We start from the raw sequence: 15486 nt of genomic DNA, 5'->3' as shown, positions 1-15486 counted from the left end.
GGTTCGCCGTGCCTCGAAAGAAGGGTCTTTGTCCCGCGGGCGGCGCGGAGTGATTGCCGCAATCTGCTCAGCCATGCGATCCTCGGCAACATCGCGGTCATGCCGGTCCTGCAACGTCAACCAGAATTGCGCCGAGGTGCCGAAGTACCTGGCCAGGCGGAGAGCCGTGTTCGCGGTGATTCGACGCTGGCCGTGCACGACCTCGTTGATGCGGCGAGGCGGCACACCGACGGACACCGCGCTCGAGACGGCCCTCGCGGACCTCCTCGACCATCAGAAAAGGCTCTGGCGGACCTCCTCGACCTGCAAGAAGCGGCCTTGGCCGGCCTGATTAGACGTTAAACCTAAATTCGACCACGTCGCCGTCCTGCATGATGTATTCCTTGCCCTCGATGCGGGCCTTGCCCTTGGAGCGGGCCTCCGCCACGGAACCGGCCACCATCAGATCGTCGAAGGAGAAGATCTCCGCCTTGATGAAGCCCTTCTGAAAGTCGGTGTGAATGACGCCGGCGGCCTGCGGAGCGGTCCAGCCCTTGTGGATGGTCCAGGCGCGTGTTTCCTTGGGCCCGGCCGTGAGGTAGGTCTGCAGGCCGAGGGTGTCGAAGCCGATGCGGGCGAGCTGGTCGAGCCCGCTCTCGGCCTGGCCGGTAGACGCCAGCATCTCGGCAGCGTCCTCGGCGTCGAGTTCACTGAGCTCGGATTCGAGCTTCGCGTCGAGGAACACGGCGTTGGCCGGGGCCACCAGCGCGGCCAGAACAGCGAGCTTCCCGGCATCCTGCAGCACCGCCTCGTCGACGTTGAACACGTAGATGAACGGCTTGGCCGTCAGCAGGCCCAGCTCCCGGATGGGCTCGATGTCGAGCGTGGCCGATGACAGCGGCGCTCCGGCGTCGAGGATGGCCTGCGCCTTGAGCGCGGTCTCCAGCACGATGGCGGGAAGCTTGCGCCCCTTGACCTCTTTCTCGAAGCGGGAGACCGCCTTCTCGAGGGTCTGCAGGTCGGCGAGGATGAGTTCGGTGTTGATCGTCTCCATGTCGCCGGCCGGGTCGACGGCGCCATCGACGTGCACCACGTCGGGGTCGGCGAAACCGCGGATGACCTGAGCGATGGCGTCTGCCTCCCGAATGTTGGCGAGGAACTTGTTGCCGAGCCCCTCCCCCTCGCTGGCGCCGCGCACGATGCCGGCGATGTCGACGAACGACACCGGGGCAGGTAGCAGACGCTCGCTACCGAAGACCGCCGCCAGCTTGGCCAGGCGGTGGTCGGGCAGGTTGACGATGCCGACGTTAGGCTCGATGGTGGCGAACGGGTAGTTCGCCGCGAGCACGTTGTTCTTGGTCAACGCGTTGAAGAGGGTGGACTTGCCCACATTGGGCAGTCCGACGATTGCAATAGTAAGAGCCACGAGAGTCAATCGTACCGTCTGCGACCCGGGGCCGGTCGGCACAGAGGCGACGCGCTGTCGGCGGCCCGTGACAGGATGAAGCGGTGCCAGTCAACTTCACCGCCATCGACTTCGAGACCGCCAACTCCTCCAGCGCTTCGGCGTGCTCGGTCGGGCTGGTGAAGGTCCGTGACGGCAAGGTCGTCGACCGTGTCGCCTGGTTCATCAAGCCGGCCGTCGGGCACGACGTCTTCCTGGCCTGGAACATCAAGATCCACGGCATCCGGCCGACGGATGTCGCCGGTGCGGCCACCTGGGCGCAGCAGCTTCCCGATCTGGTCGCCTTCGCCGGCGACGACCACCTCGTGGCGCACAACGCCGGGTTCGACCTGGGGGTCATCAAGACGTCCTCCACTGTCGCCGGGCTGGTCGTGCCCGACTTCAATTACGTCTGCAGCCTCCAGGTGGCCCGCCGCACCTACCACCTCGAGTCCTACCGGCTTCCGGTGGCCGCGATGGCCGCGGGCTTCGAGGGTTTCGCCCACCACGACGCCCTGGCCGACGCGGAGGCCTGCGCGGCCATCATGATCCACGCCGCCGACCGGCACGGGGCCGGCACTCTCGAGGAGCTGGCGCAGATCACCGGCGTGAAGATCGGCGCCATCGGGCCGGTCGCCACGAAGGAGAAGTCCGCCACGCACGGCCCGATGGCGCTGAACTAGGCATCCTTGAAGCACCGCTTCGGGCAATGTCGGTGGCCACTGGCAGAGTAGAACCATGGATTCCTGGTTCAGTCTTCTTCTCGGCCTTGTCGTCGGCGCCCTGCTCGGCACCCTGCTCACGGTGGTCCTCACGGCGCGTTCCGCCGAGCGCCGCAACGGAGGCTCGTCCGGCACCGATCCTCTCGTCGTCGAGGCCAGGCACCAGGTGGCCCTGGCCGAGGTGCATGCCCGGGAGGCCGGCATCCAATCCATCCTGCGCGAAGAGCTGGCCTCAGTTCAGGCCACCGTCGACGCCCTGCGCGGGCAGGTCGTCGACGCGGGGCGGCAATACCGCGAACTGAGCGACCGCCAGCGCGACGACCAGGACGCGCGCACCGAGCAGCAGAAGCAGGAAAGCAAGGTGCTCCAGGCCCTCGCCCCGGTCAAGGAGAGCCTGCAGGACATGCAGCAGAAGGTCGCCGAGCTCGAGGCCCAGCGCAGCCTGCAACACGGCGAGCTCAGCCAGCAGCTGCGGTCGGCGACCGAGTCGGAGGAGCGCCTACGGAGCACTGCCGAGTCGCTCGCGTCGGCCCTGCGCGCCAACAACACGCGCGGGGTCTGGGGCGAAACCCAGCTGCGCAGCGTGGTCGAGGCCGCCGGCCTGATCGAGCGGGTCGACTTCGACGTGCAGTCGAGCATCACCTCCGACGCCGGCGTCGGCCGCCCCGACATGGTCGTGCACCTGCCCGGCGGCAAGAACATCGCCGTCGACGCGAAGGTGCCGTTCACGGCGTTCCTCGAAGCCAGCCAGATCCCGGTCACCGCTACCGGCGCCCTGGGAGCCCAGCGGGCCGTCTACATGAAGGCGCACGTCAAGGCCGTGCGCGACCACATCACCGCTCTCGGCAGCAAGGCCTACTGGCAGGGCTTGGAGGCTTCCCCGGAGATCGTGATCGCCTTCATCCCGAGCGAGTCCCTGGTCTCCTCGGCGTTGGAGGCCGACCCCTCGATCATGGAATTCGCGTTCTCGAAACGGGTGGCCCTCGCCTCCCCGGTGACCCTGTGGTCGGTGCTCAAGACGGTGGCCTTCACCTGGCAGCAGGACGTACTCACGCATGACGCAAAAGTCTTGTTCGACCTCAGTCGGGAGTTATACGGCCGTCTGGCCACCACGGCCACGCACATCGAAAAACTGGGCCGGTCGATCGAGCGCACGGTGAAGGACTACAACGGCTTCGTCGGCTCGATGGAACGCCAGGTACTGCCCACCGCACGCAAGCTCAACGCCCTCGATGAGTCAAAGGTGCTGGCACCGCTGGCGGGCATCGAGGACACCCCGCGCGAACTGGCCGCCTGGGAGTTCGTGTCGGAACTGGAGGCCGCGGTACTCGAAAGCGCCGCACTCGATGCCGCCGCACTGACTGACTGAGTGACTCCGAGAATCGCCGATAACGTCGAGAATCGCCGTCCAAACGGCGATTTTCGGCCGTGCGGGCAGCTAAAGCCGAGCGCCTAGAGCCACTTCGAGGCGAGGTGCTCGGCGATCACCCGACGCGTGGTGCCGGACTTCGACCGCAGCACGATGCTCTCGGTGCGGATGATCGGGCCCTGGCGGCGCACGCCGTCGACGAGTCCGCCATCCGTCACGCCCGTGGCGACGAAGAAGGTGTTGTCGCCGCTGACCATGTCGTCCAGCTCCAGCAGCTTGTCGACGTCGAGACCGGCCTCGACGGCGCCCGCACGCTCGGCGTCGTCCTTCGGTGCCAGGCGTCCCTGCATGTAGCCGCCGATGGCCTTGAGCGCGCAGGCCGTGGTGATGCCTTCGGGGCTGCCACCCGTACCGACGCACATGTCGATGCGCGTTTCCCAGCGGGCCGCGTTGATGCCGCCGGCGACGTCGCCGTCGCTCATCAGCCGCGTGCCCGCTCCGGCGCTGCGGATGGCGTCGATAAGTTCGGCGTGGCGGGGACGGTCGAGCACGGCGAGGACCATTTCGCCGACCGGCTTGCCCGTCGCTTTCGACAGCTCACGGATGTTGTCGCCGATCGGGGCGTCGAGGCTGACGACTCCGCGCCCGGCGGCGCCCGTGACGATCTTGTCCATGTAGAACACGGATGACGCGTCGAGCATGGTGCCCCGGGAGGAGACCGCGATCACGGAGAGGGCATTCTGGCGTCCGGCGGCGGTGAGGCTGGTGCCGTCGATCGGGTCGACCGCGATGTCGCAGGCGGGTCCGGTTCCGTTGCCGACGCGCTCACCGTTGAAGAGCATCGGGGCTTCGTCTTTCTCACCCTCGCCGATGACGATGAGTCCGTCGAAGTTCACGGTGCCGAGGAAGACGCGCATGGCGTCGACGGCTGCCTTGTCTGCGGCATTCTTGTCGCCGCGGCCGATGAACGGGACCGCACGAATCGCTGCGGCCTCGGTGGCCCGCACCAATTCCATCGCAAGGTTGCGGTCGGGGTGCATGAAATTGGGGGCGACTTCGGGGCTGTTCACAGATGGTCCTTCCCGGACGAAGAGTGCGGCAGTGGCAAGACCCATCATTGGGCCGGCACCGGTGTCGGTGCTGCCTCGTTCAGCCTAGCGCCCGCTCTTCGTCGCGGGGGTGTGCGCTCGCCGGCACGGCCGGAGACCCACCTCGGTAGGATGAGAAGACCGAAACGGTTCAATCGAGGAGACTCAACAATGCCCATCGCAACCCCAAACCAGTATGCCGAGATGCTCAACAAGGCCAAGACGAAGGGGTTCGCCTACCCGGCGTTCAACGTTTCGTCTTCTCAAAGCATTAATGCCGTCCTTCAGGGCCTGACCGAAGCCGGCTCTGACGGCATCATCCAGGTCACCACCGGTGGCGCAGATTACTTCGCCGGCCACACGGTCAAGAACCGCGCCTCCGGTGCGCTCGCGATGGCGCGCTTCGTACAGTCCGTCGCCGACAATTACCCCATTACCGTTGCACTCCACACGGACCACTGCCCCAAGGGTGCGCTGGAGGACTTCGTCCTCCCGCTCATCTCCGCTTCCGAAGACGAGGTGAAGGCCGGCCGCAACCCGATCTTCCAGTCGCACATGTGGGACGGCTCCGCCATCCCGCTGGCAGAGAACCTGGACATCGCCAAGGACATCCTGAAGCGCACCCAGGCGATCAACGCCATCCTCGAGGTCGAGATCGGCGCCGTCGGCGGCGAAGAAGACGGCGTTGAGGGCGACATCAACGAGAATCTGTACACGACTCTCGACGACGCGCTCTCGATGATCGATTCCCTCGGCATGGGCGAGAACGGCCGCTACATGGCTGCCCTCACCTTCGGCAACGTGCACGGCGTATACAAGCCCGGCAACGTCAAGCTGCGCCCGGAGCTCCTCAAGGAGATCCAGGACGGCGTCGCCGCCAAGCTGGGTACCGGTCCGAAGCCGCTCGACCTGGTCTTCCACGGTGGGTCAGGCTCGACCGACGCCGAGATCGCCGAGGCCGTCGCGAACGGTGTCGTCAAAATGAACATCGACACCGACACCCAGTACGCGTTCACACGCGCGGTCGCCGGCTACATGCTGAGCAACTATGACAGCGTGCTCAAGGTTGACGGCGAAGTCGGCAACAAGAAGGTCTACGACCCGCGCGCCTGGGGCAAGGTTGCCGAGACGGCCATGGCCGCTCGCGTCGCTGACGCCACCCGCCAGCTCGGCTCCGCCGGCCACTCGAACAGCTAGCACCGGATGATGATGGCCGAGAATTCTTCGTCGACTCCTTCGGGAACCCCTCCGGAGGATTCCCGGCCCCGTCCCCAGTACGGTGAGCTTGCGCCCGAGGGTTGGAGCTGGACTCCTACCCCGGATGAGCGCACGCTCGCGACACCGCCGGCTGCGGGGCCGGCCGCGGCCCCCGAGCGGGCTGTGCGCCCGGCCGGAACCGCGTCGGCCTGGGACCGGCCGGTGACTCTGAGCCTGCTCGTCCTCGGGCTCCTGTCAACGTTCTTCGCGGTCAGCATGCTCACGATGATTACCGAGTCCATTCAACTGCTCCATACCCAGCTGGATCTCGCCGCGTATGAGCCGGATCCCTCCGCGGCCGGGCTGGTCACGGCCGGGATCATCGGTGTGTCCCTCGTCTGGCTGGCCACAGCGGCAGGCGTGATCCTGTTGCTGGTCCGAGGCAAGCGCGCGTTCTACGTGCCGCTGATCGGTGCGGTTCTGTCCGCGTTCGTGTTCATCGCCTTCACCACCGCGGTTTTGGCCACCGACCCGACGCTGCTCAACGACCCGAACCTGATGGACGTCTACGGCACGTTGTAGGCAACGCCGTGCTGCCGTATCCGGCGTACACGAAGGCCCCCGTCGGTCAGATCCTGGATCTGATCGACGGGGGCCTTCGTGGTGAACGCGGCCGGCCGGCTCCTAGCTGCTGACCCGTCCGCCGAGACCGCGGGCATCCGCGTTGCCGGACAGATCCTTTCGCAGTTCCTTCGGCAGTGAGAACAGCAGGTCCTCCTCGGCCGTCTTGATCTCTTCGATGTCGCCGTAGCCGGCCTCGGCCAGATCGGCGAGCACCTCGTGCACCAGTTCGTCGGGCACGGATGCCCCGCTGGTCACGCCCACGGTGACAACCCCGTCGAGCCACTCCTGCTGGATCTCGCTGGCGAAGTCCACGCGGTAGGCAGCCCGGGCACCGTGCTCCAGCGCCACCTCGACCAGTCGCACCGAGTTGGACGAGTTCGCCGATCCGACCACAATGACGAGGTCCGAATCGCGGGCCACCTTCTTGATCGCCACCTGGCGGTTTTGGGTGGCGTAGCAGATGTCGTCGCTGGGGGGATCCTGCAGATTTGGAAAACGGGCACGCAGGCGACGCACGGTTTCCATGGTCTCGTCCACGCTCAGCGTGGTCTGAGACAGCCAGACCACCTTGTCGGGGTCGCGCACCTCGATGGTGTCGGCGTCGTCAGGGCTCCCGACGAGCGTGGTGTGCTCGGGTGCCTCCCCCGCGGTTCCCTCGACCTCTTCGTGGCCTTCGTGACCGATCAGCAGGATCTGGAAGTCGTCCCGGGCGAAGCGCACGGCCTCACGGTGCACCTTCGTGACCAGTGGGCAGGTGGCGTCGATTGCCAGCAGGCCTCGGTCCGTGGCCGCGGTGACGACGGCCGGGGACACGCCGTGGGCGCTGAAAACGATGTGGGAGCCGGTGGGCACCTCGTCGACTTCCTCGACGAAGATCGCCCCCTTCTTCTCCAGCTCGGAGACCACGTGGATGTTGTGCACGATCTGCTTGCGCACATACACGGGGGAGCCGTACAGTTCGAGGGCCTTCTCGACGGCGATGACGGCACGGTCGACGCCGGCGCAGTAACCGCGCGGGGCGGCCAGCAGCACCCGTTTGTGCCCGAGCACCGGGGTATCCTTGAGCCTGTTGCGTGCGCGGGGAAGCCGTGGCATGCCAAGGCCGATCACAGGCGAATCCGTACTGATAGTCACTTCCTCATCTTATGGGGGGCCGACTGTGCAGTCCGTGGGAGGAACGATTGATGACGGACGCACCACCCACCCTCGAGACCCCCTGGCCGGTCGGGCTGCTGGCCAACAAGATCCGCGGCTACATCGAGCGCCTCGGCACGGCCTGGGTCGAGGGTGAGATCACCCAGTGGGGCGCCAGCGGCGGCAACGTCTACGGCAAGCTCAAGGACCTCACCGAAGACGCCACGGTCAGCTTCACGATCTGGTCGTCGGTGCGCGCGAAGCTGACCAGCGACTTCAAGCAGGGCGACCGGGTCATCGCCCTCGTCAAACCCAACTACTGGGTCAAGGGCGGCACTCTCACCATGCAGATGCTCGAGATGCGCCACGTGGGCCTCGGCGACATGCTGGAACGGCTCGAACGGCTGCGCAATCGGCTGGCCGGCGAGGGTCTGTTCGATGCGTCCCGCAAGAAGCCGCTGCCCTTCCTCCCCCACTGCATCGGCCTGGTCACCGGCAAAGACTCCGACGCTGAGAAAGACGTCATCCGCAACGCCCAGCTGCGCTGGCCGGCCGTCACTTTCAACCTGGCCTACGCCGCCGTGCAGGGTGACCGCATGGTGTCCGAGGTGACCGCGGCCATCCAGCGGCTGGACGACGACCCGGAGGTCGACGTGATCATAGTCGCCCGCGGCGGCGGCGACTTCCAGAACCTGCTCGGCTTCAGCGACGAGACGCTGATCCGGGCTGCGGCGGCCTGCACGACCCCGCTGGTCAGCGCGATCGGCCACGAGGCCGACCGGCCGCTGCTCGACGACGTGGCCGACCTGCGCGCGTCGACGCCGACGGATGCCGCCAAACGCGTCGTGCCGGACGTCTCCGACGAACTCAACCGGGTACAGCAAGCCCGGGCCCGCCTCAGCAACCGGCTGACCGGCATCCTCGCGCACGAGGTCGACCGGATCGGCCAGCTTCGCTCACGCCCGGTGCTCGCCACCCCCGAGTGGATCATCGATTCCCGGTCCGAGGACCTCACCCGCTACGTCGCCCGTGGCGCCGAGCTGGTCGACCGGGCGGTCGAGCGGGCCGGAGCGGTGATCGTCGACCTGCGTTCCCAGTTGCGCGCCCTCTCCCCCCAGGGCACCCTCGACCGCGGCTACTCGATCGTGCAGTTGCAGGGCGGCCAGGTGGTGCGCTCGCCCGGGCAGGCACCGTCGCAGACGAAACTCGTGATCACGCTCGCCGAGGGCGCTCTGGCGGCCACCGCGAACGCGGCAACCTCGGACCCGACACCGTCGAATGTGAAATTAGAATGGACACCATGACCTCGGCACCAGACGAAATCAATGCACTGAGCTACGAGCAGGCCCGGGATGAGCTCGTGCGCGTGGTGAACGCCCTCGAGCAGGGTGCCTCGTCGCTGGAGGAATCGCTCGCACTGTGGGAACGAGGTGAGGCTCTCGCCCGCCGCTGCGAAGAGTGGCTGATCGGCGCGAAAGCCAGACTGGATGCCGCCCGGGCAGGCCAGGTCGACTCCGCCGCGACAGCCGGATGAGCCCGGCCAAGCGCGCGCCCCGAATCGTCGCAGAGCTGGGGCGCCCGGAGACGCCGGATGAAACCCGCACCCGACTGGCCGAGAACTCCCGCAAGTACCGCTCCCACAAGACCGTGAACAATCTGATCCTGTCCCTGCTGGCCACACTGGGCACAGTCCTGGTGCTCGTGCTGCTGGTGCCGCGTAGCGACGCCCCGCAAAACCGCGACGTCGATTTTCAATCCGTTGCCGCGCAGGTGCAACCCGGCCTCAGCGATCCCCTGCTGGTTCCGGAGTTGCCGAGTGGGTGGACGGCCAACGCGGCGCAGTGGCGCCTGGGCGGAAGCGACAAGATCCCGTCCTGGTACATCGGCCTGATCACGGCCAAGACCGAGTTCATCGGCCTCACCCAGGCGCTCGGCGCCAACCCGAGCTGGCTCGCCGACGAGCTGCAGGATGCTCCGGTCGCCGGCACCGTCATGATCGCCGGCGTCACCTGGGACGTCTACCGCAACACCGCACCGGAAGATGACCGCGGCAATTTCGAATCCGCTCTGGTGACCAGGGCCGGCGACAGTACCTACCTCCTCGTCGGTACCGCCGACGACGAGGAACTCGCCGTTCTGGCCGCAGTGCTGGCCGAACAGATCAGTTCCAACAGCACCGAGGGACAGTAATGGGCGAGGCAGCAACACCGGCAGACGTCTGGACCGACCTGCAGCGCGGAAACGACCGCTTCGTGAGCGGCGAGCCGCGGCATCCGCGCCAGGATGTGGACCGCCGAGCCGAGCTCGCCTTCGTACAGACCCCCGACGCGGCCCTGTTCGGCTGCAGCGACTCGCGGCTGGCCGCCGAGATCATCTTCGACAAGGGCCTCGGCGACCTGTTCGTCGTGCGCAATGCCGGTCAGGTCATCTCCGATTCGGTGCTCGGCTCGCTCGAATACGCGGTCGCCGTGCTGCGTGTGCCGCTCATCCTGGTGCTCGGCCACGACGGCTGCGGGGCCGTGCGCGCCGCCATCGATTCCCAGGCCGCCGACGCGCAACCACTGCCCGCGCACATCAGCCGGATCATCGAGAAGATCGTGCCGGCCGTCCGCCGGGTGGCGGGGTCCAAGGATGCGACGCCGATCGATCCCGAGCTGGTCGACGCCCTCGCCGTCGGCCGCGAACACCTTCGCGACACGGTGTCCGAACTGCTCGAGCGCTCGGAGATGATCAGCGCGGCCGTGGCAGAAGGTACATTGGCTATCGTCGGGGCGAACTACCGGCTGCTCGCAGGCCGTGCCGTGCCCGACATCGTTGTCGGCGTGGTTTAGCCGAGCAGCCCGCCCGCGGCGAGCCGCCCAGGCCGTCGCCGCGCGTTCCCATACCGAAAAGATTCCCAACCGAAAGGTAATACACACCGTGGTGGACAAGACCGCTGAAGCCGAGTACCGGATCGAACACGACACCATGGGCGAGGTCCGGGTTCCGGTCGCCGCCCTCTACGGGGCGCAGACGCAGCGGGCCGTCGAGAATTTCCCGATCTCCGGCTCGGTGCTGGAGCCCGCCCAGATCGCCGCCCTGGCGCGTATCAAAAAGTCCGCCGCCCTGGCGAACGCGAAACTAGGGGTACTCGACGTCGACATCGCCAACGCGATCGCCGCCGCCGCCGACGAGGTCTCCACCGGTCGCTACGACTCCGAGTTCCCGATCGACGTCTACCAGACCGGCAGCGGCACCTCCTCGAACATGAACATGAACGAGGTCCTCGCGACCCTGGCGACCCGCAGCCTCGGGCGCCCGGTGCACCCGAACGACCACGTGAATGCGTCTCAGTCCTCCAACGACGTGTTCCCGACATCCGTGCACCTCGCCGTGACGAGCGCGCTCATCGACGAGCTCGTCCCCGCACTCGACCACCTGGCCGTGGCCTTCGAGGCCAAGGCCGAGCTGTGGGCCGGCGCGGTCAAGGCCGGCCGCACCCACCTGATGGATGCCACCCCGGTCACCCTCGGCCAGGAGTTCGGCGGATATGCGCGGCAGATGCGCCTGGGCATCGAGCGCGTGCGCACCGCGCTTCCCCGCGTCGCGGAGGTCCCCCTCGGCGGCACTGCGGTCGGCACCGGCATCAACACGCCCGCCGGATTCCCGCAACTTGTGATCGAGCTACTCGTCGAGGAGACCGAGCTGCCGGTCACCGAGGCACGCGACCACTTCGAGGCGCAGGCCAACCGGGACGGCCTGGTGGACGCATCCGGCGCCCTTCGCACCATCGCGGTGAGCCTCACCAAGATCTGCAACGACCTGCGCTGGATGGGCTCGGGCCCCAACACGGGCTTCGGCGAGCTGAACATCCCCGACCTGCAGCCGGGCTCCTCGATCATGCCGGGCAAGGTGAACCCGGTGATCCCCGAGGCCGTGCTGATGGTCTGCTCCCGCGTGATCGGCAACGACGCCACCATCGCCTGGTCGGGCGCGTCGGGCTCGTTCGAGCTCAACGTCGCGATCCCGGTGATGGGCACCGCCCTGCTCGAGTCGATCCGCCTGCTCTCGAACGCGGCCCGCGTGCTCGCCGACAAGACCGTCGACGGCCTTACGGCGAACGTCGAGCGCGCGCGCGCGCTGGCCGAATCCTCCCCTGCGATCGTCACTCCTCTGAACCGGGTCATCGGCTACGAGGCCGCGGCCAAGGTGGCCAAGTACTCGGTGGCCGAAGGGGTGACCGTGCGCGAGTCCGTCATCGCGCTCGGTTTCGTTGAGCGCGGCGAGGTCACCCTCGAATTGCTCGACACCGCCCTCGACGTGCTGAGCATGACCCGCCCGCCTCAGGCGAGGTAGCCCCGCGCTTTCTCACTTGCGCAGCTCCTTGTCCGTTCAGCGCTCACCCATTCGACGGAGATTTTGCTCCCAGAAGCCTGTTTTCGTGCTGAAAGCGGCTTCTGGGGCAAAATCTCCGTCGGAAGAACAGCTAGCGCACCTCGTTGCCTTCGAGCATCTCGGTCACGAGGGCGGCGATCGCGCTCCGCTCCGAGCGGGTGAGCGTCATGTGGGCGAAGAGCGGATGTCCCTTGAGCGTCTCGATCACCGACGCCACCCCGTCGAAGCGGCCGACCCGCAGGTTGTCCCGCTGCGCCACATCGTGGGTGAGGACCACCCGCGAGTTCTGCCCGATCCGGCTGAGCACCGTGAGTAGCACGTTGCGTTCGAGCGACTGAGCCTCATCGACGATCACGAAGGCGTCGTGCAGGGACCGGCCGCGGATGTGCGTCAGCGGCAGGACTTCGAGGATGCCGCGCTCGATGACCTCCTCCAGCACGTTCTCGGAGACGATGGCCCCGAGTGTGTCGAAGACCGCCTGGGCCCACGGGCTCATCTTCTCGGCGGCGTCACCGGGCAGGTACCCCAGCTCCTGGCCGCCGACCGCGTAAAGCGGCCGGAAGACCATGATCTTGCGGTGCTGCTGGCGTTCCAGCACGGCCTCGAGCCCGGCGCAGAGGGCGAGCGCCGACTTCCCCGTTCCGGCCCGACCTCCCAGTGACAGGATGCCGATCTCCGGGTCGAGCAGCAGGTCGATGGCGAGCCGCTGTTCCGCCGAGCGTCCTTTCAGCCCGAAGACGTCCCGGTCACCGCGCACGAGCTTCATCGCACCGTTGCCGGTCACCCGGCCCAGCGCCGAACCGCGGTCGGAGTGGATGACCAGGCCCGTGTTCACGGGCATGTCCTGCACGAGACGGGTGTGCACGACCTCCTTGTCGTAGAGCTCGTCGATCAGGTTCGAGCCCAGGGTGATCTCGTCGATGCCGGTCCAGCCGGAGTCCACGGCAAGTTCGTGACGGTACTCCTCTGCGGTGAGGCCGAGCGAGGCCGCCTTGACCCGCAGGGGCAGGTCCTTGGACACGACGGTCACGTTCAAACCGTCGTGGGCGAGATTCAGGGCCACGGCGAGGATGCGGGAGTCGTTGTCACCGAGTTGAAGTCCGGACGGCAGTACCGACATGTTCGAGTGGTTGAGCTCCACGCGGAGGCTGCCGCCGTCACCGACCGGGATCGGGAAGTCCAACCGTTCGTGCTTCACCCGCAGTTCGTCGAGGAGCCGCAGTGACTGGCGGGCGAAGTAGCCGATCTCCGGGTCGTTGCGCTTGGCCTCGAGCTCCGCAATCACCACGACGGGGAGCACGACGGCGTGCTCCGCGAAACGGAAAATCGCTTTGGGATCGGAGAGCAGAACCGAGGTGTCAAGAACGTACGTGCATTCGGTCTGCCCCGTCGCCGACGCGCCCTGGTTAGAACCCTTGTTATCGATCTGATTAGCGGTCACAACCACTCCCACCCCGTGCCCCGTGAGGCACAGATTGTGTTGGCGAGCGGCCACAGGGTTCTCGAGCCGTACTTATGTGGCCGACTCGATCAGGCGCCATACCTGATAGGCATGACGCTACTTACCCGCACGCTCCAGGGGAAGAGCGACACGCCCTTTCGAAACAACGTTCACCGAGCCGTCGTCAGTAGGTCACGGCGGTCGCATAAGAGGTGAACGCCCCGCGCAGCATGTCAACCGTGTCCGGGCTGAGCGCCGCATGGGTGCTCAGCCGCACGGTGCCGTCGCGGGTCGTCGCCGTCACCCCGTGGTTGTGCAGCGCGATGCTCAGCAGCGTGAGCTGGCTCGACGGCGGCTCGAGCACCAGGATACCGGCCCGCTCCCGGTCGTCCCGGGAGGAAACTACGGGCACGGCGAACTCGTCCGCCAGATCGATCAGAAGCGACACGTTCACCGCGATCGCGTTTTCTATGGCACGGATACCGACCTCGGCCACCTCCTCGAGGGCGGCCGCGAACCGGGCCTGGGCGATGGCGTCTCCATTGCTCACCCGGAATGCGTTTGCGCTGCGGCTCGGCGGCAACACTGCGTCCCACGGCTCGGGGACGTCGGTGCCGGCGAAACCGGAGAACACGGGGACCAGGCGTTCCACCGCACGGTCGCTGAGAGCCAGGAACCCGGTGCCCCAGCCGGCCCTGGACCATTTCTGCCCGCCCGACGCGACGACGTCTGCCACCTCGTAGGGGACATCTACTGCGCCGAAACCCTGGATGGCGTCGACGATGAGCAAACGGTCGCCGATCACTTGACGGATGCCCTCGAGATCCACGCGATGGCCGGTGCGAGAATCGACGAGGCAGACCGCCACTGCGGCAGTGGCCGGGGTGAGCTGCTCCCGGATCTGCCCAGGGGTGACGCGGCCGTGGTCGGTCTCCAGCCAGAGTGGGGTGACCACCCGCAGCGCCTCCGCGGCGCGCACGGCCGCGAACGGGACCGTGGGAAAATCGCCCGACGACAGCAGCACCGCCCCCGTCAGGCCGAACATGGCCTGCATGACACCGGTGGTGGTGTTGGGCTCGGAAACGACCTGGTCGGCGCGGAATCCGGTCGCCCGGGCCACGGCGGTGCGCAGCCGCTCGTCCTGGGCCTGGAAGTGGTCCAGGCTGCCGAACCGGGCCCGCGAGAGCGCCTCGGTCTGGCCGAGGGTTTCGGCGACCACACCCGCCGACAGCGGGCCGATCCGGGCATAGTCGAGGTAACCGGGTTCCGCGATGAACCCGTCAAGGAACCGTTCGAGAGCCGTCATGAGGTGCCCCTACCCTCCGAAGCGGCGCTGGCGTCGGGCAAAATCGCGCAGGGCGCGCAAAAAGTCGACCTGGCGGAGGTCAGGCCCGAGTGCCTCGACGAAGTAAAACTCGCTGTGTGCGCTCTGCCAGAGCATGAAATCGCTGATGCGCTGCTCCCCCGACGTGCGGATGACCAGGTCCGGATCGGGCTGGCCGCCCGTGTACAGGTGCGCCCCGATCAGATCCGGGGTCAGCGTCTCCGCAAGGTCTTCGAGCACGCCGCCGCTGGCAAGGTGCGCTCCCACGATGCTCCGCATGGCGTCGGTGATCTCGGTGCGCCCGCCGTAGCCGACGGCAAGGTTGATGTGCAGCCCCTTCTTGCGGGCCGTGCGCGCTTCCGCGGCGTTCAGTGCGGCCACCAGCGGCTCGGGCAGTCCTGTCTTCGAGCCGACCTGCTGCACCCGCCAGTCGCGGTACCGGGACAGCTCCTCCGCGAGCTTGGCGATGATCTTCGTCAGCTCCGCGAGTTCTTCGCTGGGCCGGTTGGTGAGGTTGTCGGACGACAACAGGTAAAGCGTGACGACGGAGATGCCCAGGTCGTCACACCACTTGAGGAACTCCCGCATCTTGGCGGCGCCGGCCCGATGCCCGTGGGCGGCGGAGTCGAACCCGAGCTGTTTGGCCCAGCGCCGGTTGCCGTCGATGATCATGGCGACGTGGTTCGGAAGCACATCCGGAGTCAGCCCGCGACGAAGTCGACGCTGATAGACCCCGTAGAGAATGCCGCGCGCCCAAGGAACTTCCCGTTTCTCCACACAGTTACGCTAG

At 67.1% G+C, this 15486-nt stretch carries 15 protein-coding genes and 1 pseudogene; 9 read left to right on the top strand and 7 right to left on the bottom strand.

Going from position 1 to position 15486, the window contains the following annotated elements; translation table 11 throughout:
- Positions 1–45: 45 nt before the first annotated feature.
- Positions 46–237, bottom strand: a pseudogene (locus E3O62_RS17055) (HigA family addiction module antitoxin); the annotation flags it as partial.
- Between the two features lie 94 nt (positions 238–331).
- Positions 332–1405 carry a redox-regulated ATPase YchF gene (gene ychF, locus E3O62_RS05185; protein ID WP_134397766.1) on the bottom strand — a complete coding sequence of 358 codons (1074 nt, stop codon included), beginning with the start codon at positions 1403–1405 and terminating at the stop codon, positions 332–334.
- Between the two features lie 83 nt (positions 1406–1488).
- Between ychF and E3O62_RS05180 the strand changes: the two genes are divergently transcribed.
- Together E3O62_RS05180 and rmuC are read left to right on the top strand one after the other, a co-directional pair.
- Complete coding sequence (locus E3O62_RS05180) at positions 1489–2106, top strand: exonuclease domain-containing protein (protein ID WP_134393790.1); 618 nt, start codon at positions 1489–1491, stop codon at positions 2104–2106.
- A gap of 55 nt (positions 2107–2161) precedes the next feature.
- Positions 2162–3514 (top strand): DNA recombination protein RmuC, encoded by a 1353-nt coding sequence (gene rmuC, locus E3O62_RS05175; protein ID WP_134397765.1) that lies wholly within the window; start codon positions 2162–2164, stop codon positions 3512–3514.
- 83 nt (positions 3515–3597) lie between these two features.
- Here rmuC and glpX read toward each other — a convergent pair whose 3' ends face one another.
- Positions 3598–4554, bottom strand: a complete 957-nt coding sequence (gene glpX / locus E3O62_RS05170; RefSeq protein WP_241973338.1) for a class II fructose-bisphosphatase — start codon at positions 4552–4554, stop codon at positions 3598–3600.
- A 219-nt stretch (positions 4555–4773) separates the two neighbouring features.
- Between glpX and fbaA the strand changes: the two genes are divergently transcribed.
- Both fbaA and E3O62_RS05160 read left to right on the top strand, forming a co-directional pair.
- A complete protein-coding gene (fbaA, locus tag E3O62_RS05165; RefSeq protein WP_134397764.1) occupies positions 4774–5799 on the top strand; it encodes a class II fructose-bisphosphate aldolase in 1026 nt (341 codons plus the stop codon).
- A 9-nt stretch (positions 5800–5808) separates the two neighbouring features.
- Positions 5809–6381, top strand: a complete 573-nt coding sequence (locus E3O62_RS05160) for a DUF6264 family protein (protein WP_134397763.1) — start codon at positions 5809–5811, stop codon at positions 6379–6381.
- A 102-nt stretch (positions 6382–6483) separates the two neighbouring features.
- Here E3O62_RS05160 and E3O62_RS05155 read toward each other — a convergent pair whose 3' ends face one another.
- Complete coding sequence (locus E3O62_RS05155; RefSeq protein ID WP_134393858.1) at positions 6484–7518, bottom strand: 4-hydroxy-3-methylbut-2-enyl diphosphate reductase; 1035 nt, start codon at positions 7516–7518, stop codon at positions 6484–6486.
- Between the two features lie 89 nt (positions 7519–7607).
- Between E3O62_RS05155 and xseA the strand changes: the two genes are divergently transcribed.
- The 5 genes from xseA (at position 7608) to E3O62_RS05130 (ending at position 11892) form a co-directional block, all read left to right on the top strand.
- Complete coding sequence (xseA, locus tag E3O62_RS05150; RefSeq protein ID WP_134397762.1) at positions 7608–8861, top strand: exodeoxyribonuclease VII large subunit; 1254 nt, start codon at positions 7608–7610, stop codon at positions 8859–8861.
- Entirely contained in the window at positions 8858–9091 is a 234-nt protein-coding gene (locus E3O62_RS05145; protein WP_347232351.1) for an exodeoxyribonuclease VII small subunit, read from the top strand. Before xseA ends, E3O62_RS05145 begins: the two co-directional genes overlap by 4 nt.
- Positions 9088–9747, top strand: coding sequence for a DUF4245 domain-containing protein (locus E3O62_RS05140; RefSeq protein ID WP_134397761.1), 660 nt, complete (start codon positions 9088–9090; stop codon positions 9745–9747). Before E3O62_RS05145 ends, E3O62_RS05140 begins: the two co-directional genes overlap by 4 nt.
- On the top strand, positions 9747–10388 hold the full coding sequence (locus tag E3O62_RS05135) for a carbonic anhydrase (protein WP_134397760.1): 642 nt from the start codon (positions 9747–9749) through the stop codon (positions 10386–10388). The genes E3O62_RS05140 and E3O62_RS05135 overlap by 1 nt, the downstream gene beginning before the upstream one ends.
- A gap of 88 nt (positions 10389–10476) precedes the next feature.
- Positions 10477–11892: an aspartate ammonia-lyase gene (locus E3O62_RS05130; RefSeq protein WP_134393798.1), complete on the top strand. Its 1416-nt coding sequence runs from the start codon at positions 10477–10479 to the stop codon at positions 11890–11892.
- A 130-nt stretch (positions 11893–12022) separates the two neighbouring features.
- Here the strand turns inward: E3O62_RS05130 and E3O62_RS05125 are convergent, their stop codons facing one another.
- The 3 genes from E3O62_RS05125 to E3O62_RS05115 form a co-directional block, all read right to left on the bottom strand.
- Entirely contained in the window at positions 12023–13357 is a 1335-nt protein-coding gene (locus tag E3O62_RS05125) for a PhoH family protein (protein ID WP_241973336.1), read from the bottom strand.
- Between the two features lie 199 nt (positions 13358–13556).
- Entirely contained in the window at positions 13557–14678 is a 1122-nt protein-coding gene (locus E3O62_RS05120; protein WP_134397758.1) for an aminotransferase class V-fold PLP-dependent enzyme, read from the bottom strand.
- A gap of 9 nt (positions 14679–14687) precedes the next feature.
- Positions 14688–15473, bottom strand: a complete 786-nt coding sequence (locus E3O62_RS05115; RefSeq protein ID WP_134397757.1) for an isoprenyl transferase — start codon at positions 15471–15473, stop codon at positions 14688–14690.
- Positions 15474–15486 lie beyond the last annotated feature (13 nt).

It is taken from the genome of Cryobacterium sp. TMT2-15-1, from assembly GCF_004402345.1.
In the GTDB taxonomy this organism is placed as follows: Bacteria; Actinomycetota; Actinomycetes; order Actinomycetales; family Microbacteriaceae; genus Cryobacterium; species Cryobacterium sandaracinum.
The sequence above is the reverse complement of the archived record's forward strand: the minus strand, read 5'-3'. Positions and strand labels throughout refer to the sequence as shown.

What these genes read in the sequence shown, in the direction of transcription:
- rmuC (WP_134397765.1), top strand. Translation starts at nt 2,162, where the DNA reads ATGGATTCCTGGTTCAGTCTTCTTCTCGGCCTTGTCGTCGGCGCCCTG.
- glpX (WP_241973338.1), bottom strand. Translation starts at nt 4,554, where the DNA reads ATGCACCCCGACCGCAACCTTGCGATGGAATTGGTGCGGGCCACCGAG.
- fbaA (WP_134397764.1), top strand. Translation starts at nt 4,774, where the DNA reads ATGCCCATCGCAACCCCAAACCAGTATGCCGAGATGCTCAACAAGGCC.
- E3O62_RS05160 (WP_134397763.1), top strand. Translation starts at nt 5,809, where the DNA reads ATGATGGCCGAGAATTCTTCGTCGACTCCTTCGGGAACCCCTCCGGAG.
- E3O62_RS05155 (WP_134393858.1), bottom strand. Translation starts at nt 7,518, where the DNA reads ATGCCACGGCTTCCCCGCGCACGCAACAGGCTCAAGGATACCCCGGTG.
- xseA (WP_134397762.1), top strand. Translation starts at nt 7,608, where the DNA reads ATGACGGACGCACCACCCACCCTCGAGACCCCCTGGCCGGTCGGGCTG.
- E3O62_RS05145 (WP_347232351.1), top strand. Translation starts at nt 8,858, where the DNA reads ATGACCTCGGCACCAGACGAAATCAATGCACTGAGCTACGAGCAGGCC.
- E3O62_RS05140 (WP_134397761.1), top strand. Translation starts at nt 9,088, where the DNA reads ATGAGCCCGGCCAAGCGCGCGCCCCGAATCGTCGCAGAGCTGGGGCGC.
- E3O62_RS05135 (WP_134397760.1), top strand. Translation starts at nt 9,747, where the DNA reads ATGGGCGAGGCAGCAACACCGGCAGACGTCTGGACCGACCTGCAGCGC.
- E3O62_RS05120 (WP_134397758.1), bottom strand. Translation starts at nt 14,678, where the DNA reads ATGACGGCTCTCGAACGGTTCCTTGACGGGTTCATCGCGGAACCCGGT.